Source organism: Anaeromonas frigoriresistens, assembly GCF_016820655.1.
GTDB classification, from domain to species: domain Bacteria; phylum Bacillota; class Clostridia; order Tissierellales; family SIT17; genus Anaeromonas; species Anaeromonas frigoriresistens.
Genome location: NZ_WSFT01000036.1, coordinates 194,398 through 214,221 on the forward strand (window position 1 = coordinate 194,398; position 19,824 = coordinate 214,221).

The 19,824-nt window shown below is 29.7% G+C and carries 18 protein-coding genes; 14 read left to right on the forward strand and 4 right to left on the reverse strand.

The genetic code is table 11. The features are described from left to right. The first annotated feature begins 63 nt into the window (after positions 1–63). The 4 genes from GOQ27_RS09470 to GOQ27_RS09485 all read left to right on the forward strand — a co-directional run bounded on the left by GOQ27_RS09470 (position 64) and on the right by GOQ27_RS09485 (position 4,329). The gene (locus GOQ27_RS09470) at positions 64–1,440 is read left to right on the forward strand and encodes an MATE family efflux transporter (protein WP_203366605.1); all 1,377 of its coding nucleotides are present in this window, start codon (positions 64–66) and stop codon (positions 1,438–1,440) included. 261 nt (positions 1,441–1,701) lie between these two features. After that, entirely contained in the window at positions 1,702–3,117 is a 1,416-nt protein-coding gene (locus GOQ27_RS09475) for a YfcC family protein (RefSeq protein WP_207751292.1), read from the forward strand. A 488-nt stretch (positions 3,118–3,605) separates the two neighbouring features. Further along, complete coding sequence (locus tag GOQ27_RS09480; RefSeq protein WP_203366606.1) at positions 3,606–3,956, forward strand: DUF4258 domain-containing protein; 351 nt, start codon at positions 3,606–3,608, stop codon at positions 3,954–3,956. Next, a complete protein-coding gene (locus tag GOQ27_RS09485; RefSeq protein WP_203366607.1) occupies positions 3,949–4,329 on the forward strand; it encodes a hypothetical protein in 381 nt (126 codons plus the stop codon). The genes GOQ27_RS09480 and GOQ27_RS09485 overlap by 8 nt, the downstream gene beginning before the upstream one ends. 22 nt (positions 4,330–4,351) lie before the next feature. On the opposite strand, the gene GOQ27_RS09490 is transcribed toward GOQ27_RS09485, so the two are convergent. Beyond that, a complete protein-coding gene (locus GOQ27_RS09490) occupies positions 4,352–5,359 on the reverse strand; it encodes a hypothetical protein (RefSeq protein WP_203366608.1) in 1,008 nt (335 codons plus the stop codon). 132 nt (positions 5,360–5,491) lie between these two features. On the opposite strand from GOQ27_RS09490, the gene GOQ27_RS09495 reads away from it, so the two are divergent. From GOQ27_RS09495 to nhaC, 7 genes are all read left to right on the forward strand, one after another. Beyond that, positions 5,492–7,087 carry an NAD(P)/FAD-dependent oxidoreductase gene (locus GOQ27_RS09495; RefSeq protein ID WP_203366609.1) on the forward strand — a complete coding sequence of 532 codons (1,596 nt, stop codon included), beginning with the start codon at positions 5,492–5,494 and terminating at the stop codon, positions 7,085–7,087. 39 nt (positions 7,088–7,126) lie between these two features. Further along, complete coding sequence (locus GOQ27_RS09500) at positions 7,127–7,906, forward strand: ABC transporter ATP-binding protein (protein ID WP_203366610.1); 780 nt, start codon at positions 7,127–7,129, stop codon at positions 7,904–7,906. Then, the gene (locus GOQ27_RS09505) at positions 7,903–9,129 is read left to right on the forward strand and encodes an ABC transporter permease (RefSeq protein WP_203366611.1); all 1,227 of its coding nucleotides are present in this window, start codon (positions 7,903–7,905) and stop codon (positions 9,127–9,129) included. Before GOQ27_RS09500 ends, GOQ27_RS09505 begins: the two co-directional genes overlap by 4 nt. A 117-nt stretch (positions 9,130–9,246) precedes the next feature. Beyond that, entirely contained in the window at positions 9,247–9,723 is a 477-nt protein-coding gene (locus tag GOQ27_RS09510) for a ferritin family protein (protein ID WP_203366612.1), read from the forward strand. 105 nt (positions 9,724–9,828) lie between these two features. Next, complete coding sequence (locus GOQ27_RS09515; protein ID WP_252187798.1) at positions 9,829–11,088, forward strand: ATP-binding protein; 1,260 nt, start codon at positions 9,829–9,831, stop codon at positions 11,086–11,088. After that, a complete protein-coding gene (locus tag GOQ27_RS09520; protein ID WP_203366614.1) occupies positions 11,088–11,936 on the forward strand; it encodes a response regulator in 849 nt (282 codons plus the stop codon). The genes GOQ27_RS09515 and GOQ27_RS09520 overlap by 1 nt, the downstream gene beginning before the upstream one ends. Before the next feature lie 191 nt (positions 11,937–12,127). Beyond that, a complete protein-coding gene (gene nhaC, locus GOQ27_RS09525; protein ID WP_252187791.1) occupies positions 12,128–13,555 on the forward strand; it encodes a Na+/H+ antiporter NhaC in 1,428 nt (475 codons plus the stop codon). A gap of 24 nt (positions 13,556–13,579) precedes the next feature. Here nhaC and GOQ27_RS09530 read toward each other — a convergent pair whose 3' ends face one another. Continuing rightward, a complete protein-coding gene (locus GOQ27_RS09530; protein ID WP_203366615.1) occupies positions 13,580–13,831 on the reverse strand; it encodes a hypothetical protein in 252 nt (83 codons plus the stop codon). 176 nt (positions 13,832–14,007) lie between these two features. Between GOQ27_RS09530 and GOQ27_RS09535 the strand changes: the two genes are divergently transcribed. From GOQ27_RS09535 to GOQ27_RS09545, 3 genes are all read left to right on the forward strand, one after another. Then, complete coding sequence (locus GOQ27_RS09535) at positions 14,008–15,369, forward strand: MATE family efflux transporter (RefSeq protein ID WP_203366616.1); 1,362 nt, start codon at positions 14,008–14,010, stop codon at positions 15,367–15,369. Positions 15,370–15,567: 198 nt separating this feature from the next. Next, positions 15,568–17,124, forward strand: coding sequence for an AbgT family transporter (locus GOQ27_RS09540; RefSeq protein WP_203366617.1), 1,557 nt, complete (start codon positions 15,568–15,570; stop codon positions 17,122–17,124). Positions 17,125–17,194: 70 nt separating this feature from the next. Next, positions 17,195–17,521, forward strand: a complete 327-nt coding sequence (locus GOQ27_RS09545) for a thioredoxin family protein (protein ID WP_203366618.1) — start codon at positions 17,195–17,197, stop codon at positions 17,519–17,521. Here GOQ27_RS09545 and GOQ27_RS09550 read toward each other — a convergent pair. Continuing rightward, positions 17,518–18,732, reverse strand: a complete 1,215-nt coding sequence (locus GOQ27_RS09550) for an aminotransferase class I/II-fold pyridoxal phosphate-dependent enzyme (RefSeq protein WP_203366619.1) — start codon at positions 18,730–18,732, stop codon at positions 17,518–17,520. The genes GOQ27_RS09545 and GOQ27_RS09550 overlap by 4 nt on opposite strands. Before the next feature lie 85 nt (positions 18,733–18,817). Beyond that, the gene (locus GOQ27_RS09555; protein WP_203366620.1) at positions 18,818–19,663 is read right to left on the reverse strand and encodes a YihY/virulence factor BrkB family protein; all 846 of its coding nucleotides are present in this window, start codon (positions 19,661–19,663) and stop codon (positions 18,818–18,820) included. Positions 19,664–19,824: the final 161 nt, after the last annotated feature.

Sequence of the window (19,824 nt, forward strand, 5' to 3'; positions counted from 1 at the left end):
ATTTATACTAAAAGAAATATAATAATATTATTTGAATAAGATTTACCATCAGGAGGTGGTTATATGATAGAGAAGAAGAAATTAACTGAAGGAAGTATTATGGGTTCCCTTACTGCTTTGGCAGTGCCTATTATGGCTACATCTTTTGGACAGATGGCTTATAATATTACTGATATGTTTTGGATAGGAAGAGTTGGTAGTGATGCTGTTGCAGCTGTAGGAACTGCTGGATTTTTTACGTGGTTTGCTATGGCTTTTATACTGATATCAAAAATTGGAGCAGAAGTTGGGGTGGCTCATTCTATAGGAAAGGATAATACTGTTGAGGCAAAAGGGTATATAAGAACCTCCATTCAGATTAATATAATTTTAGGAATAATATATAGTTTAATATTGATTTTATTTAGAGGGAAACTTATAGGTTTTTTTAATATAGCAGAAGATAATGTAGTAGGTATGGCTAAAGATTACCTGATAATTATATCTTTTGGAATTCCATTTTACTTCATTAATCCAGTTCTTACTGGAATATTTAATGGAACAGGAGATAGTAAAACACCTTTTAAAATAAACATTATAGGATTAATATCTAACATTATATTAGATCCAATCTTGATTCTAGGATTAGTAGGAATGCCTAAATTAGGTGTAACTGGTGCAGCTATTGCTACTATTTTATCTCAGTTTGTAGTTACAATATTATTTATTTACAGTATAAAAGGTAGAATAGATATATTTAATAGAATAAACTTTTTAAAAGGCATAGACAAGATATATTTAAAAAAGATAATAAAAATGGGAATGCCTCCTGCAGTTCAGAGTGGGTTATTTACTGTATTTTCTATGTTGATAGCTAGAATTTTAGCTAATTGGGGTGCTGTTCCAATAGCTGTACAAAAAGTTGGTTCTCAAATTGAAGCCTTATCTTGGATGACAGCAGGGGGGTTTTCTAGTGCATTATCTGCATTTGTGGGACAGAATTATGGGTCTGGTAAATGGGATAGAATATACAAAGGTTACTTTTCTGGACTATTGTTAGTAGGAAGTATTGGAATTGGTGCAACTATTCTTTTTATGTTTGGTGGAGAGTTAATAATGAGACAATTCTTCAGTGAACCTGATGTAATCCATGAAGGAATAATATATTTGAAAATATTGGGAGTATCTCAATTGTTTATGACTATTGAAATAGCTACAGCAGGCGCATTTAATGGTTTAGGAAAAACTTTACCTCCAGCTTTAGTTAGTATAGTACTAACTGGTGCAAGGGTACCTATGGCTTTAGTATTATCATCACCTACCCTTCTAGGACTTAATGGAGTATGGTGGAGCATAAGTCTAAGTAGTGTGTTTAAGGGTATTGTTTTAGTAATATGGTTTATATTTATATTGAAGAAAGTAAATGCTACAAAATCAATGGAAATTGTTGAAGCTGTATAGTAATACAATGTGAAAATATTTATGCAATAAATCAATCTAAGTACTTGTCCAAACAATATTATTGTGATATGTTTAACATAAGTAGAAGGTTGATTTTGTGTCTATTTATAGAATATTCTTACTATTACATATTTATACCTTTTACCCTTGTTCATCTACATAGGGATGTGTATTAGGACAATTATTGCATGAAAGGATTATATTTATAAAATTTGGGTATAATCTATTATGGTATCAAATTAAATAAAAAGGAGTGGTTTTATGAAGTTCAAAATGCCTAGTGCATACAGTATTCTTATTGCAATTATAATAGTTGTAGCAATTTTAACTTACGTTGTTCCTGCTGGTGAGTATGATCTTAATGAAGAAGAAGCACCTATCCCAGGAACATATGAATCTGTGGATTCAACACCACAAGGGCCAGCTGCTGTAATGATGGCACCAATTCAAGGATTCTATGATGCTAAAGATGTGGCTTTATTTATTTTAGTAATTGGTGGATTCTTAGGAGTAGTTATGAAAACTGGAGCTATTGATGCTGGAATAGCCAAAGTAGTAGAAACCTTTAAAGGTAGAGAAAATTGGATGATAATTATCCTTATGGCCTTATTTGCTGTAGGTGGTAGTACTTATGGTATGGCAGAGGAAACTATTGCCTTCTATCCCTTGATTATACCGGTATTTATAGCTGCCGGATATGATGCTGTAACTGCAGTATCTGTTATCCTTTTAGGTGCAGGTCTAGGAGTGTTAGGTTCTACAGTAAACCCTTTTGCTACAGGTATAGCATCTGGATTTGCTGAAGTAGCCTTAGGTAGAGGTATAGGAATAAGACTTTTAATTCTAGTAGCTGGAGAAATAATAGGTATTCTTTATACTATTAGATATGCTAAAAAAGTTAAGGAAGATCCATCTAAGTCTCTTGTAGCTAATATGAGAGAGGAGAATAAGGAGCATTTCCTAGGTAAGCAAGATACAGATTCTTTCCCGGAATTAAATGGTAAGAGAATATTAATTTTAGTATTATTTGCTTTGACTTTTGTAGTTATGATCTATGGAGTATTACCATTAGAAGACTTTGGAGTAGAAGCAATACCAACTCTATGGTGGTGGTTCCCAGAATTAACAGCATTATTCTTAGTAGCATCAATAATCATAGGTGTTATTCATGCCATTGGTGATGATGAATTTGGTGAAGAAGAGTTTGTTGGTTCATTCGTAAATGGAGCTAGAGATTTATTAGGTGTTGCATTAATCGTTGGGGTTTCTCGTGGTATAACAGTAGTGATGAATGCAGGTAATATAACTGCTACAGTATTACACGCTGGAGAGACTACACTATCTCAAGCGGGACGTATACCATTTATAGTATTAACATATTTATTCTATATTCCATTATCATTCTTAATCCCATCTACATCAGGATTAGCTACAGTATCAATGCCTATAATGGCACCATTAGGTGACTTTGCTAATGTAAGTAGAGGATTAGTTATAACTGCATATCAATCAGCATCTGGTATAGTTAATTTAGTAACTCCTACTAGTGCGGTTGTAATGGGTGGTTTAGCTATAGCAAGAGTACCTTATGGAACTTGGATTAAGTATGTATGGAAGTTATTAGTTCTAGTATTTATAATGACTATAGCAGCTTTAGTAATAGGATTATATTTTTAATATATAAAAAAAGGAGCCTAAAAGGCTCCTTTTTATATTCTTCTAATTATACTTTAATAGTAGCAGAATAATACTACTAAAAGAAGGAAGAAGAATAGTAATTCAGAGTTACATCCGTCAAATAATCCACCAATACCTCTTCTATATCCAGACATACATATACCTCCTTTAATAATTGCTGTAGCAGTAACTAAAAAGAATAACTAAAAGAAGGAAGAAGAACAATAACTCAGTGTCACAGCCTCCTAATAATCCTCCAAGTCCTTTAACTTCTGACATATGATTACCTCCTTTTTCAGATTAATAATTCTAAATTAATAAGTAAAAATTCATTCATTTTTTATCTTTAGTCTAGTTTCTACTGCTAATATATTATATGAATTATTATTAAGTTGGTGATTATTCTAAACAGGAAAATTTGTTATGGTTGTATAAAAATTGATATTGGTATAAAATTATTTTAGTAGAATAGAAAGGAGTTTGTTAAGGTGGAAATAGAAGCGTTAATGGAAGAGTTTTCAGACGAAAAAGATTACATTATTGAATCTACCAAAAAGCAATCTCTATATTATAGTAAACATGCTATTGAGAGGATGTGCCAAAGAGGAATAGAAGTTGAAGATGTAGAGAATAGTGCTTCAATAGGTAATCCAATAGAAAAACAATATCATGGTAAAGATGTTAAATTCTTGTTCCAGGAACCAAGATCAGAAAGGCCTCAGTATTATTCAGTCGTAGCTCTAGCTATACCTCCACTGGTGATATCAGTATGTCAATTCAAGGAAGATGTATGGGAGATGGTAGATGGAATTATGAAAAGGAAGAGTGAAGATGGATAATAAATTAAGGTGTTTTTTATGCGGAGAAGAATTAATAGAAGGTACTTCTGATGTTAGAGCTGGGTGGGGAAGGTATAGAGTTAGGTTTTATGGAGTAAGGTCACTAATATGTGAGGGATGTGGAGATACTATATTTAGTAAGTATGATGTATTTATTATTCAAAGTCTTTCTAAATTGTTTTTAGAATTTCCTTTTGCCCAAAGACCTAAAAAGATGGATTTAACTAATGTATATGATTTGTTTATTGAAAATGAACAACTAATTTATAATATAGATATTAAAGAATTAAAATTATATGAAGATAAAGGTATATATAGTTTTAGTAGGGAAGAATTAATAATGTATACAGATAAAAAAATGATGCACGCTTAGTGCATCATTTTTTTAAAAGGTTTTATTCTCTTTGTTCAAAAATTCTATCGGTTATTATCCACTTATTATTTTTATAACTGAATTTTACAGTGAAAGTATATTTGCCTCTTAATTGATCTTCAGTTTTTTGAACTAAATGATATTCTTCATTATCTACTTTTTTTAATTCATAAGGTTTGTCTTCATAGATTCTAGTTGGGCCACCTTTTGCAATGATATACAAACCATCTTCCTGATTCTTATAATAATTATTTACATATGTTTTCACTAAATCTCTATTAGCAATTTGAGATATATGATTGATTAATTCTTCTTTAGAGTTAAAGTCCTTAACCTTCTGACTATCAGCTTCCCTTTGGGGGAAAAGTCTATCCATATATTCATTTTCTATAGATATTGCTTTTTCCTTAGTTAAGTCTGCACCATTATTGTTATCCATATCTATATTGAAAGAATTAACCATTTTATCTAACGTATATTTATTTTTATTGTAGTACTCAATAGAAGTTAAAGATATGAAATGATACTCTCTATTATTATTGATATAGACCATCTCATAATGATACTTATCATCAGTTTCTCCTTTTATAATAGTTGCTTCAATACCAGTATCAAGGATTATATCTTCTTTAATGAGATTTTTCTCGTCTGCATTTTTATAGGGGGTAGAAATATCCTTCATATAGTTTGAACCGTAAATTCTAATGTCTTTTGAATCATCTTTTTTAAAAAATGTTATTCCATCTCCATTTTGTGATTCCTCATAGGGCCATTTTTCAGGGTGCTTTATATTAAATTCAAACCTAGAGTTGTTATATGTTTTCCATGTAATTTCATTATTTTCTTCACTGTCCTTATTCTTGGAGTCTTTCTCTTCTGAGTTATTATCCTTTGGGTCATTATTCTCATCAGGTTGTTCTTCAGTTTGACTATCATCAGGCATATCTACGTCATCTTCAGCATTACAACCAATAGTTATGGATAATAATATTATGAATATAACTGTTAATAATGTTTTTTTATATTTCATCAAATGCCTCCTATATAGTAGTTATATTATTTTCTCTCTTATTCAACTTATACCCAATACAAATTATTTTAAAAATTTATGGGATAATAGGCTTTAATGATATAATAATAAATAATACAAAGGAGAGAGAATATGATAAGAGTAAATGAAATTAAATTAGATATAAACGAATCTATTAATGAATTACCAAAAAAAATTGCTAGAGCGTTAAAAGTTAATGAAAATGAAATAGTAGACTATTCTATATATAGAGAATCTATAGATGCTAGAAGAAAAGGAAAGCTTTTTTTTGTTTATACTGTTGATGTAGAATTAAAAAACGAAAAAAATATTAGGTTCAAAAGAAACGTTTCAAAAACTCCTGATTATAGTTATAAAAATGTAGAGTCTGGGAATAAGTCTTTGAAATATAGACCAGTAATAATTGGTACGGGTCCTTCTGGGTTATTTGCTGGGTTACTGTTAGCCCAAAGAGGGTATAAACCAATTTTAATTGAAAGAGGTAAGGATGTAGACGGTAGAAGTGAAGATGTAGAGAGGTTTTGGAATAAAAGAGAATTAAACACTGAATCAAATATCCAATTTGGGGAAGGTGGAGCCGGAACATTTTCTGATGGAAAGCTTACCTCTAGAAGTAAAGATTTGAGAGCGAGAAAAGTAGTAGAAGAATTAGTGATAAGCGGAGCTCCTAAAGAAATAATATATTCCCATTTACCCCATGTAGGTACAGATATATTAAAAGAAGTAGTAAAGGATATAAGAAAAAGAATAGAAGAATTAGGAGGAGAAATTAAGTTTAATACTAAATTAACTAGTATTGAACTTAATAATGAATCTTCTGTAGAAGGAATTATTATTAATAATGAAGAAACTATTAATACTAATGCTTTATTTTTAGGAATTGGTCATAGTGCTAGAGATACTTATGAAATGCTATATAAAAAGGGGTTAAAAATGGAATCAAAGCCTCTTTCCATAGGAGTTAGAATAGAGCATCCTCAAATAATGATAGATAAAGTTCAATATGAAGAATTTTATGATAATCCTAGATTAGGAGCAGCCAGTTATAGGCTTAGTCATAGGGCCTCTAATGGTAGAGGAGTGTACACCTTTTGTATGTGTCCTGGAGGGATGGTGGTAGCTGCTGCTAGTGAGGAAAATATGGTGGTAACTAATGGAATGAGTGAGCATAAAAGAGATAAGGACAATGCTAATAGTGCATTATTAGTACAGGTTTCTCCTGAAGATTATGAAGATGATAATCCATTATCAGGAATAAAGCTTCAAAGGGAAATAGAAAAAAGAGCCTTTGAAATCGGGGGAAAGAATTATAATGCTCCTATTCAGTTAGTAAAAGATTTTTTAGATAACAAAAAAACGAATAAAATAGAAGGGGTAAATCCATCATATCTACCAGGAGTTACTTATTCGAATCTATGGGACTGTTTACCTCATTATATATGTACTGCTCTTAAGGAAGGTATAATAGATATGGATAAAAAGTTAAAAGAATTTGGGCGAGGAGATGCTATACTAACAGGTGTAGAAACTAGAAGTTCATCTCCTGTTAGAATTATTAGAGATAAAGAATCATTACAAAGCATAAATATAGAAGGAATATATCCCATTGGAGAAGGAGCAGGGTATGCTGGCGGAATTATTTCTGCTGCAATAGATGGTATAAGGGCTGCTGAAAAAATAATTGAGAATTATAAACCTTTTAATTAATTTTCATTAATGTATTTTTATTTTTGGGGAGGGGAAAAGATGATCGAAGTTAAATCATTAAGAAAAGTCTATAAGTTGAGCAAAAAACAAATGTTAAAAAACAATACAGTAGAAAGAAAAAAGGTAGCAGTAGATAATATTTCTTTTGTTACTAATAAAGGTGAAATATTTGGTCTATTAGGACCTAATGGTGCAGGCAAAACTACTACCTTAAGATGTATATCTACTCTTATAAAACCTACACAAGGAGAAATTTTAGTTGATGGGTTAAATATAAATAAACAAGCAGAAGAGGTTAGAAAGAAAATCTCCTTTTTAACTAATGAACTAAAGCTAGACACCCATTTTACTCCGAAATATACAATGGAGTACTTTGGGAGTTTTTATGGATTATCTAAAAGAGAAATAGAAGAAAGAACGGAATATTTGTTCCAAGAATTTGGCATAGATAACTTTGCTTATACGAAGATAGAAGAATTGTCTACGGGTATGAAACAGAAATTATCTATTGCAGTAAGTCTTATTCATGATCCAGAGTTGGTTATTTTTGATGAACCTACTAATGGCTTAGATATAATTACTGCTAGAGCGGTTATGAATTATTTGCAAAAATTAAGAGAACAAGGCAAATCTGTTATTATATCTACCCATATTATGTCTGTAGCTTCAAAACTATGTGATAGAATAGCTATATTAATTGATGGTAAAATTAGAGCAAATGGAACTGTTCAAGAAATACTATATAAAACAGGAGCAGATGATCTAGAAGATGCATTTTTCAAACTATACAATAATGTTAGTATTGGAGAGAAGATATGAATAAAAATTTAAGTGTAATTATAAAAAAAGAACTTAAAAGGGTATTTACAGATAAAAGAATAGTTTTTACTGCATTCATTCTGCCTGCTTTAAGTATAGCATTAATATATTCTATAATGGGAGTTGCATTGGGGAATATGATTGAGGATAGAGAAGAGTATATTCCTAAAGCTTATGTACGAAATATGCCCCAAAAATTTGAGAATTTAATTTCTAATGAACCCTATAATGATATGGTTGATATTGAAAAAATATCGGATGATAAAGAATTAGAAAATATAAAAGAAAAAATTAAATTAGGAGAAATAGATATATTAGTAGTTTTTGAAAAGAATTTCGAAGAAAAATTAAAAAACTATGAAAATAAAGAGAAACCTAGTATCAAAACTTTCTATAATTCTTCTGAAGATTATTCGTCAGATGCTAGATTTGGATTATTTAATCAATTGTTCAGTCGCTATGAAAATATGGTAATTGGTGAAAGGTTAGGTAATATTGAATATACTAGTGCTTTTAATATTGACATCGGATCCGAAATAAATGATTTAGTTGATGAGAAAGAAGCAACTGGGAAAGGTTTAAGCTTTTTAATGCCAATGCTTATATCAATATTTTTATTTGCGGGAGCAATGGGAATAGGTATGGATTCCATTGCAGGAGAAAAAGAAAGAGGAACTATGGCTACTCTTTTAGTCACTCCACTCAAAAGAGAAACTATAGCCTTTGGCAAGATAATTTCTTTGAGTATCATATCTATTATAAGTGCTTTATCATCTTTTATAGGGATAATAGTATCTTTTCCTTTTTCTAAAGCAGTTTTAGGTGGAGATAAAGATATGAATTTAACTAATCTGAAATTTGGGGCATCTGACTTGGGAAAACTATTTATTATAATGATTACCCTGGTAGGAATCTATGTGGGACTTATATGTCTTTTATCAATTATAGCAAAAACAGTAAAAGAAGCTGGAACTTATATAACTCCAGTTTATATGATAGTTATGGCATCTAGCTTTATGAATATGTTTAGTAATAGTGACCCTGAAATGTGGCAGTTCTTGATACCTATTTATGGTAGTGTAGTAGCTATTAAGAACATACTCATGTTTCAATTAACTTGGACCCATGTATTAATATCTGCTTCTGTGTCAGTAGTATCAACGATTTTTTTAATATATCTAATTAAGAAAATGTTCAATAATGAAAAAGTTATGTTTGGATAATTATCAAAAATATTGTTTAGGATGGGTTTAGTGATTTGTTTTTAGGACATATAAACTATTGACAGTTAACATCTTTGATAGTAATATTGTATAAATATTACTTTGAGGAGATTAGCTATGGGATATACTATACTAGACATATTAGATAAATTAATACAAGTAGAAATTAATATAAAAAACGTTTATTTAGAAGTTGCTAAGATAACAAAGTTTAGAAGAGTAAATATAGTGGCCAGGATATTATCAAAAGATAAAGAACGCCATATAGAATATTATAAAGAGATAAGGGAAGAAAATAGTTTTGAACTGGAGGAAGATATACCTTTTGATATATATGATAAAATATCATTTTTAGTAAATCAATTTAAAACTCGAATTAGAATTGAAAACTTTAATACATTAGATGAATTGTTGGATTATGCATTAGAATATGAAGAGATGAACAAAGCATTACTTATTGATATGCAGGGAAGATTATTAAGAAAGAAAGAAGATAATAATACTGTAGCTTATAAAGTATTACTAGAGATAATTAGAGAAAGACAAAAGCATATAAGTAACATTCAGAATTTTATTAAGCCTAAAAATAAATAAAATCAGAACTGGAAAATCACTGGTTCTGCTTTTTTATTTCTAATTTTATTATACCGTGATATACTATATTTTAATATTGGATATTGAAGGGAGCTTGTGAATACTATGAATAATTTTAAGAAGAGAGGATATATAGCTCTAGCAGATGCAGCCGCTTCCCAATTCTTCCTAGGATATATAATTGAAGGTTTTAGGATAACGTTATCAGTGGTAATATTTCCTGTTCTTCTTTATTTATATAAAGAACTTAATCCTATAATAACTGCATTATTTACGGGTATTATAGGAGTAATAATAAGAAGTATATTTATGGTGTTATCTGGATACACATTTATGGAAGGTTTATACCATAGCTATCCAGAGATAGTATTTTATATTGTATATGGAATTCTTTATTACTTCTTGTTATATAGAGTCAAAGAATCAAGTAAATCTCAATGGCTAATTAGTATTATAATATGTGACTTTGCATCTAATTTATCAGAGGTTATTTTTCGAATAATTATAATAGGTGGAAGAGACTTTAATCATATAATAAGATCTTTATTAATCATAGCCTTGTTAAGGGGAATCTTAGCGTTTCTAATATTAATATCAATTAATTACTATAAATTTTTAGCTGTAAAAAAGGAACATCAAGAAAGATATAGAAGACTAATAGATCTTTCGGTAGACATTGAAAGTGAAGTATATTATATGAATATGAATATTGATTATATTGAAAAGGTAATGACTAATTCTTATCATTTGTATGAAAAATTAGATGATGAGAATAAAAAAGAAGAAAGAGAGATAGCACTTCAAATAGCTAAAGATGTACATGAGATAAAGAAAAATTATATTCGAGTAATAGATGGTATAGAAGGAATAATGGAAAATAAAATAAGATATGTTAGTATGACTTTAGAAGATATAGTGGGTATTTTGAGAAAGAATATAGACTCATATATTCAAAGAAATAATTTAAATACCAGGATAACATATGATATAGAAGGAAATGTATCAGTTTCAAAACATTACTACCTGATGTCAATATTAAGAAATTTATTGATGAATTCTTTGGAATCAATAGATAACGATCTTGGAGAAATAGATTTGGTCTATAAAACTCAAAAAAACAACCACATATTTTTAATTAAAGACAATGGCAAGGGTATAAAAGATAAAAATATAGATTATATTTTTCATCCTGGGTTCTCTACCAAATTCAATCAGGATTCAGGAGCTATAAAGCGAGGAATTGGTTTAACATTAGTAAAAGATATAGTAGAAAAAATTTTCAATGGTAAAATATTTGTAGAATCTAACACTGAAGTTACTGTATTTAGGATAGTTATACCTATTGGGAAATTGGAGGAAAAGTAATGTTGAAATTGTATATAGTGGATGATGATATAGCGGTTATAAAATCTTTAGAGAATATTATTGAGGATAATGATTTAGGAAATATCGTGGGAGCTTCTTCTGATGGGGAGGAAGCAATTGTCGAGATTAAAAGGATGTTACCTGATATTGTAATAGTTGATTTACTCATGCCTATGGTAGACGGTATTGAATTAGTTCATAGAATAAAAACAATAGGTATAGATGTTAAATTTGTGATGATATCCCAAGTGAATTCAAAAAAAATGATAGAGAAGGCATATGACAAAGGTATAGATTTTTTTATAAGTAAGCCAATAAACATCATAGAAATTATAAGAGTATTAAAAAATGTTTCTGAAACTATAGAGTTAAAGAAAAAATTAAAGACTATTGAGAATGTATTTAAAGATACGTCTATACAGATGAATTATACCAACTCTAAAACTGACGAACTACAGGACATTAAAATTATATTAAATAAGCTAGGCATTATGGGAGAAAAGGGAGCAGAAGATATAATTGGTATATGTTCTTATTTAATAGAAACTAATTCTAGCATATTTGATTATAAAATAAAAGAAATATGTAATGAAACTACAGAAAACTCTACAGCAGCGGAACAAAGGATAAGGAGAGCAATAAACAAAGGACTATCTAATATAGCTCATTTGGGGTTAGAAGATTATATGAATGAAGTTTTTACTAGATATTCTAATACATTATTTAATTTTGAAGATGTAAAAGCTGAAATGGACTATATAAGAGGAAAAAAGAAATCGGGAGGAAGAATTAGTATAAGAAAGTTTATCGATAGTTTGATGACCGAAAAATATATGAATATAAACTAATGATTAAGAAATTAGGACATTCATTTTATACATATGTGTAAGCAAAACTTAGTAGAATATTTAGCAATATATTTGTATAAATATAACTTTCTGAAAATTCCAGTACTTTTTATGATTAATTATAAATTTTTTTGTATTTTTTTAAATTCCCTTTATTATAATATATTTATAAAATATTAAGGGGGATTTACATGTCAGATGATCATAATAGTACCAAAAAAATGACTTTTGGTTTGGCAATGATACCAGTATTATTTTTAATAGGATCATTGTTTGTAGCATTACAGATTTATGGAGCCGATCCACATATACCTTTGATTCTTTCAACAATTGTGGCGGCAGCTATAAGTATTAAAGTAGGTTATAGTTGGAATGAAGTGGAAGAAGGTATGATTGATTCTATAAAAATGTCTATGCAAGCAATATTAATATTAATGATTATTGGTATGCTGATAGGTACTTGGATATTATCAGGAGTAGTACCTACAATGATATATTATGGATTACAAATTTTATCTCCAGGTATATTCTTGATAGCAACCACTATACTTGCTACTATTGTAGCATTAGCTACAGGAAGTTCTTGGACAACTGCAGGAACTGTAGGTATTGCACTAATTGGTATAGGAGAAGGATTAGGAATACCATTACCTATAGTAGCAGGAGCAATAATATCTGGTGCATATGCAGGGGATAAAATGTCACCATTATCAGATACTACAAATTTAGCACCAGCTATGGCAGGATCCAATCTTTTTGATCACATAAAACATATGGTATATACGACTGGACCTAGTTATGTAATAGCACTAATATTATATGGAATTATCGGTATGAGATATTCTGGAGCAGAATCTAATGTCAACACAATTAGTAATATATTAGAAGGATTATCACAACAATTTACTATATCACCAATTTTATTATTAGCACCAGTAGTAGTAATAATGTTAGTAATATTTAAAATACCAGCGATACCAGGACTTATTGGAGGAGTATTTATTGGTGCGATATTTGCCTTTACATTACAAGGAGCGAATCTAGGTGAAGTTATAGGTGCAGCTCATTACGGATTTGAATCTACATCAGGAATAGAATCAGTTGACGAATTGTTAAGTGGTGGAGGATTAGATGGAATGATGTGGACTGTATCTTTAATACTCGCAGCAATGAGTTTTGGGGGAGTAATGGAGAAAACAGGAATGCTTTTTGCTATTGCTGAAAAAATATTAAAGGTTGCTAATAGTACAGGCTCATTAGTATTATCCACTATTTTAACTGCTATTGGAATAAATTTAGTAGCAGGAGATCAATATTTATCAATTGTTATTACAGGAAGAATGTATAAAGATGTATATGAAGAGAGAGGATTACATCCGAAGAACTTATCTAGAGTTTTAGAGGACTCAGGAACCCTTACATCACCACTTGTTCCTTGGAATACTTGTGGTTCGTTTATGCACCAAGCATTAGGCGTTCATCCTTTTGCCTATGCACCTTTTGCTTTCGTAAACTTGCTTAACCCATTGATATCTATATTCTATGGATATACTGGTATAACAATGGAGAAGATAGACAAAGTTGAAATTAAGAAGAAAGAAGTTAAAACTATAGCATAAAGATAGACACCCATTGGGTGTCTATTATATTATTTCTTTTTTCCATTCCATCATAAAATGCTTCATGGCTTGAAGTGTAGCATCTCCAGCTATTTCTTTTTCTCGATTTTTAGTCATACTCCAATCTTTGGTATCATTATTAAACTCTACTTCATCAATTAATTCTTGAAGTTTAATAATAGTCAAATTATCTTGATTTTTTCGTTTTAATAAATCACTATAAACTTTTTCATAAATCTCATCATATTTATATTGTTCTAAAGTATCATATCCCATAAATAAGGCCCCCTAATATATTTTAGTAATTAAAATATCAATTATTTTATATATTCCCTTCAATTGTATGATGAAACATTTCAACACTATGACAAGGGAAATATATATTATAGATTAGTCTAGATAAAAAGTATATAATATAATGAGATATTAAATTGTGTTAGGGATGTGGAATCATGATAAGAAGTTTATTTTTTGATAAAGAGTTTTATAAGAAGTTAGTATCAATTGCATTGCCTATTTCATTGCAAAACTTAATTTCTTCTTCACTAAATATGGTAGATACGGTTATGATAGGTCAATTAGGGGAGACTTCTATTGCCTCTGTAGGTATTGCTAATCAAGTATTTTTCTTTTTTGTATTATTATTATTTGGATTAAATAGTGGATCAGCAATATTTATCTCCCAATATTGGGGAAAAAGAGATATTATAAATATTAGACGGGTCTTAGGATTTGCTGTGGTAAGTGGTGTCTTTATATCAGTAATATTTACGGTAGCAGCCTTATTTTTTCCAGAGGAAATACTAAGTTTGTTTTCAAAAGATAACTCGGTTATAGAACTAGGTAGACAGTATTTAGTAATTATATGTTTTAGCTATATAATAACGTCGATAACATTCTCCTATTCATTTGCCTCTAGAAGTATAGGTAAAGCGAAACTACCAATGATAGTTAGTGCTATTTCTTTAGGATTAAATACATTACTTAATTATTTATTGATATTCGGTAATTTTGGATTCCCTCAATTGGGAGTTAAAGGGGCTGCAATAGCTACCCTTATAGCAAGAACAGTTGAATTGGTTTTATTGCTTTCAATTATTTATTCTAAAGGTTTTGTCTTAGATGCTAAAATTAAGGAGATGTTAGACTTATCAAAAGAATTTATTAAAAAAATACTTAAAACTACAACACCTGTAATTTTAAATGAGGCATTTTGGTCTCTAGGTATAATTACATATTCAGCAGTATATGGAAGAATAAGTACTGAAGCATTTGCATCAGTTCAGATATCTAATACGGTCCAGCAAGTATTTATGGTGGTTTCTATGGGGGTAGGGAATGCTTGTGCAGTAATGATAGGAAATAGTATTGGGGCTAATGAAGAGTCATTAGCAATTGATTATGCTAAAAGGTTTTCATTTATTACCCCTATAATTGGAATTATAATAGGAGTTTTTATTGTAGCTTTCTCTCCTATTATTTTAGGTTTTTTCGATGTATCCCCTGTAGTAAGATCCAATGTGGAAAAAATATTGATAATATTTGCCATATTTATGGCTTTCAAAGTATTTAATACAACCTTAATAATAGGAATACTCCGGGGAGGAGGAGATACTACCTTTTCTTTATTTTTAGAAGCTGGAAGTGTATGGATTGTAGGAGTACCATTGGCAATTATAGGAGGTCATTTACTACATTTGCCAGTATATTGGGTAGTAGCTCTTGTATCATTAGAAGAATTTGTTAAAGCTTTAGTAGGTATACCAAGAATTATATCGAAAAAATGGCTTAGAAATGTTATTGAAGATATATAAAACTAAGTAATGAATATATATTATGACAAATTTTTCATCTTTAGTTAACAATTAATACATGATTTTTGAGTAAATTTGTGCTACAATTGAATAGTCAATAAAAAAAGGGGTAAACTTAACAGTTGCTCCTTTTTAAATTGTTAGAAAATATCAAAAAGTCATTTAAATAGACTTTTCACAATTTAAGGAGGGAAAATTATGGCAACAAAGGTTAAAAAGAAAAGCTTTTTTAACAAATTCCTAGATGGAATTGAAACAGTGGGAAATAAGCTACCACATCCAGTGACATTATTCTTTATTTTTAGTTTAGCAGTGGTAATTATATCTCATATAGCAGCAAAAGCAGGCGTTTCTGTTGAATTCAACATGCTTGATAGATCAACTCTAGAAAGTAAAATGACTACGATAGAAGCAGTTAGTCTTCTAAATAAAGAAGGTATTAGATTTATGTTCTCAGAGGCGGTTTCTAACTTTACAGGATTCGCACCATTAGGAACAGTTTTAGTAGCTATGTTAGGTGTAGGAGTAGCAGAAGGAACAGGACTTATATCAGCATTATTAAGAAAATTAGTTATGAGTACTCCTAAAAGACTTATTACTGTAGTTGTAGTATTTGCAGGTATCATGTCAAATATAGCTTCAGATGCTGGTTACGTTGTTTTAGTACCATTGGGAGCAATCGTTTTCCTAAGTTTTGGTAGACATCCATTAGCCGGGTTAGCTGCAGCTTTTGCCGGGGTATCTGGTGGATTTAGTGCTAACTTACTTATAGGTACAGTCGATCCATTGCTTGGAGGTATTTCTACAGAAGCAGCAAAGATTATTGATCCGAACTACTTTGTATTTCCAACTGCTAACTGGTATTTTATGATAGCATCTACTTTCTTAATTACTATCTTAGGTACAATTGTTACAGAGAGATATGTAGAGCCTAGATTAGGTCAATATAAAGGTGATAGCAAGATAGAGGAAATAGGAGATATTAGTGCTCAAGAGAAAAAAGGACTAATATTTGCAGGAATATCATTTGTAGTATTTATTGCAATTATACTTGCGTTAGTAGTACCAGCTAATGGTATTTTAAGAGCAGATGATGGAACAATAATAGGACATACTCCATTTATGGATGGTATAGTTCCAATTATTATGTTATTCTTCTTAATTCCTGGATTATTCTACGGAATAGGAGCAAAAACTTTAAAGAATGACAAAGATTTAGCTAAAACTATGGGACAATCTATGGCTACAATGGGTGGTTATTTGGTATTAGCATTTGTTGCAGCTCAATTCGTACAATATTTTGCTTATACAAATCTTGGTACTATTTTAGCTGTTAATGGAGCTGCTTTCCTTGAAGCTACAGGACTTACTGGCTTACCATTAATTATAGGATTTATCATAGTATCAGCATTTATTAATCTATTCATAGGATCAGCTTCAGCTAAATGGGCTATCATGGCTCCAGTATTCGTTCCTATGTTAATGCAAGTAGGTAAAGGGTATTCACCAGAGTTTACTCAGGTAGCCTATAGAATAGGTGATTCAACTACAAACATAATATCACCATTAATGCCTTACTTTGCAGTAATAGTTGCATTTGCACAGAAGTATGATAAAGATACTGGTCTAGGAACATTAATTTCTACTATGCTTCCTTATTCATTAGTATTCTTAGCAGGTTGGGTAGTTTTACTATTAGTTTGGTTCTTAATAGGAGCGCCAATCGGACCAGATGCATTTATATTCTTAAATTAAATAATTTAAACTCCATCATTTGATGGAGTTTTTTCTTTTTATTGGGTAAAATATAATTGGAGGGATGAATATGAAAATTGTTAATATGTTAAATGATATTAATAGCTTTATTGATAATAATACAATGTCCTTAATAATGTTTTCTACTGATACCTGTTCTGCTTGTGTAGACCTAACACCTAAAATAGAGGAGTTGGTTAAACAATATCCTAAATTAGAAACAATAAAAGTAGATATGAATGAACTTACAGAAGCAGCAGGAGAATATTCTATTTTTACTATTCCAACAATATTATTATATATTGATGGCAAAGAAACCATTAGAAAAGGAAGATTTATTAGTATTGAAGATTTAGATGTTAATATATCTAGGTATTATGAAATGGTATTTAATTAGAAGATTAGTTCAAGGTCTTCTAATCTTTTTTTTATTTGAAAGAATATTTTCTCTTCTTCGATTAAAGAATCTGCTTCAAAGGTAACGGAAAATCGAAGATAGCCTCCTGCATTATCCCATGGAACAGTAGAAATCAATGCTTTTTTTAATATATATTCTGATGCTTGATGGGCATTTTTGAATAATATATTATTTTTAGTTCCTTTAGGAATTTTAGTATAACAATAGAAAGTGCCCTTAGGCATCTCAATATCAAAACCTATATCTTTTAATATATTTACTAAATTTATCATTCTTCTCTTATATCTTTTTAGATTATCATATATTATAGAGGGATTTTTTAGAGCCTCTATTGATGCTTTTTGTATAGGGAGAAACTGACCAGAATCAGAATTTTGTTTTACTTTTGCATATAGTTTGATTGCTTCTTTGTTTCCTGCAATAAATGCCATACGCCACCCTGTCATATTAAAAGCCTTAGACATAGAGTGAACTTCTACAGAAGTTTGTTTGGCATTGTTTATAGATAAAATACTTAAGGGGCTATTTTCATATACTAATGGACCATAGGCTAAATCTGATACTATTAATATATTATTTTTCAAACCAAAAGATACAATTTCCTCGTAAAAATCCTTATTTGCTACAGCTCCAGTAGGATTATTAGGATAATTTATATAAAAAATTTTAGCTTTTTGACTTACTTCATTTGGTATTTTATTTAGGTTAGGCAGAAAATCATTCTCTTTTAATAATGGTAAGTTATACACTTGTCCATCTAAGTATCTTGTATATGAGGACAAAACAGGGTAGCCAGGAACAGTATTTATAATATAATCCCCTTTATCTATAAAGCATAGAGAGAGATAAGCTAATATAGACTTAGATCCTATACCATGAAGAATTTCTGTATAAGGATCTATATTATCAACATTATATAAATTTTTAAGATATTCTGATGCAGCAATACAATAGTCAATAGAACCATTATCAGCATATTTTCTATTCTCTTTTTTTAAGCATTCTGTCTTTAATACTTCGCCTACTATAGGAGATGCTGCTTTGTCTGGTTCTCCTATACCCAAATCAATTATAGTTTTAGTAGGATTTGTGTTTATAACATATCTTTTTAAATCCTTAATCTTACCAAACTTATAATTATTAGAGCTATTCATCATACGATTAGATGCAATATTATTAATAAATGACATAAAAAATCTCCCCTTAACATTAGAATGGGTACAATATATGATATTCCATATATACATTAAATGTTAAAGGGTTTGATATAAGAATTTATCTTCTTTTAAATGTTTTTCTATCAAAAGCTAAAGTAGCATTCAATTCTCCTCCGATTAGTATAATTATACTACTGATATATAACCATATCAGTAGTATAATTATACCTCCTAAACTACCATAGGTTTTAGTATAGTTACCGAAATTATTTATATAGTAGGAAAATAACAAGGATATTATTATCCAAGCTGAAGTTGTAAATATGGAGCCTGGTAAAACTTCTTTAAAGTGTAACCTTTTATTAGGGGCATATTTATAAAAAAGAATAAAGACAATTATAAGTAAAAAAACTGGTGATAAAAGTCTTACAAATCCCCAGAACACCTTAAATATGTCTGAAAGTCCAAAAATGCTAAAAATATAATTACCTAATATTTCTCCAAAAACTAATAATACAAGAGCTAATACAATTCCCAAGGATAAGAATATCGTTATCAATATGGCAAAACCTCGTAGTTTGAAAAAAGATCTGTTTTCACTTTGATCATATGCTTTATTAAGTCCTTTTATTATTGCAGCTACTCCATTAGATGCAGTCCATAATGTACCTATGATACCAAAGGATAATAAGGATGTACTTCCATTTTCAATTACATCATTAATTGTACCTGAAACGAGTTCAAAGGATTGATCAGGAATTATAGTAGACAATCTTAACATAATATCTGCCGAAGATAAGGAGGTATGGCTTAAAATAGTTAGCAAAAATATTAAGAAGGGAAAGAAAGCTAATATTAAATAATATGTAAGTTGGGCTCCTAATGCAGGAACTTCATCATCTTGAATTCTAGATTTTAGTCTTTTAAATAATCTGATAATTTTCTTATTATCTAAATTTATCATACAATTACCTCCATTATATAAGTAGAAAAGATATTCTTAATATATATATAACCAAATAAGCAATCTAACTAACAACAATATAACCAATGTAATTATAGTATACCCATTGTTTAAATCTCCTCTCATAGGATATATATGTATTAAAGAGATGGAATATTTTA

What these genes read in the sequence shown, in the direction of transcription:
- GOQ27_RS09530 (WP_203366615.1), bottom strand. Translation starts at nt 13,831, where the DNA reads ATGGGATATGATACTTTAGAACAATATAAATATGATGAGATTTATGAA.
- GOQ27_RS09500 (WP_203366610.1), top strand. Translation starts at nt 7,127, where the DNA reads ATGATCGAAGTTAAATCATTAAGAAAAGTCTATAAGTTGAGCAAAAAA.
- GOQ27_RS09485 (WP_203366607.1), top strand. Translation starts at nt 3,949, where the DNA reads ATGGATAATAAATTAAGGTGTTTTTTATGCGGAGAAGAATTAATAGAA.
- GOQ27_RS09470 (WP_203366605.1), top strand. Translation starts at nt 64, where the DNA reads ATGATAGAGAAGAAGAAATTAACTGAAGGAAGTATTATGGGTTCCCTT.
- GOQ27_RS09505 (WP_203366611.1), top strand. Translation starts at nt 7,903, where the DNA reads ATGAATAAAAATTTAAGTGTAATTATAAAAAAAGAACTTAAAAGGGTA.
- GOQ27_RS09555 (WP_203366620.1), bottom strand. Translation starts at nt 19,663, where the DNA reads ATGATAAATTTAGATAATAAGAAAATTATCAGATTATTTAAAAGACTA.
- GOQ27_RS09515 (WP_252187798.1), top strand. Translation starts at nt 9,829, where the DNA reads ATGAATAATTTTAAGAAGAGAGGATATATAGCTCTAGCAGATGCAGCC.
- nhaC (WP_252187791.1), top strand. Translation starts at nt 12,128, where the DNA reads ATGTCAGATGATCATAATAGTACCAAAAAAATGACTTTTGGTTTGGCA.
- GOQ27_RS09495 (WP_203366609.1), top strand. Translation starts at nt 5,492, where the DNA reads ATGATAAGAGTAAATGAAATTAAATTAGATATAAACGAATCTATTAAT.
- GOQ27_RS09545 (WP_203366618.1), top strand. Translation starts at nt 17,195, where the DNA reads ATGAAAATTGTTAATATGTTAAATGATATTAATAGCTTTATTGATAAT.
- GOQ27_RS09490 (WP_203366608.1), bottom strand. Translation starts at nt 5,359, where the DNA reads ATGAAATATAAAAAAACATTATTAACAGTTATATTCATAATATTATTA.
- GOQ27_RS09550 (WP_203366619.1), bottom strand. Translation starts at nt 18,732, where the DNA reads ATGTCATTTATTAATAATATTGCATCTAATCGTATGATGAATAGCTCT.
- GOQ27_RS09540 (WP_203366617.1), top strand. Translation starts at nt 15,568, where the DNA reads ATGGCAACAAAGGTTAAAAAGAAAAGCTTTTTTAACAAATTCCTAGAT.
- GOQ27_RS09535 (WP_203366616.1), top strand. Translation starts at nt 14,008, where the DNA reads ATGATAAGAAGTTTATTTTTTGATAAAGAGTTTTATAAGAAGTTAGTA.
- GOQ27_RS09475 (WP_207751292.1), top strand. Translation starts at nt 1,702, where the DNA reads ATGAAGTTCAAAATGCCTAGTGCATACAGTATTCTTATTGCAATTATA.
- GOQ27_RS09520 (WP_203366614.1), top strand. Translation starts at nt 11,088, where the DNA reads ATGTTGAAATTGTATATAGTGGATGATGATATAGCGGTTATAAAATCT.
- GOQ27_RS09510 (WP_203366612.1), top strand. Translation starts at nt 9,247, where the DNA reads ATGGGATATACTATACTAGACATATTAGATAAATTAATACAAGTAGAA.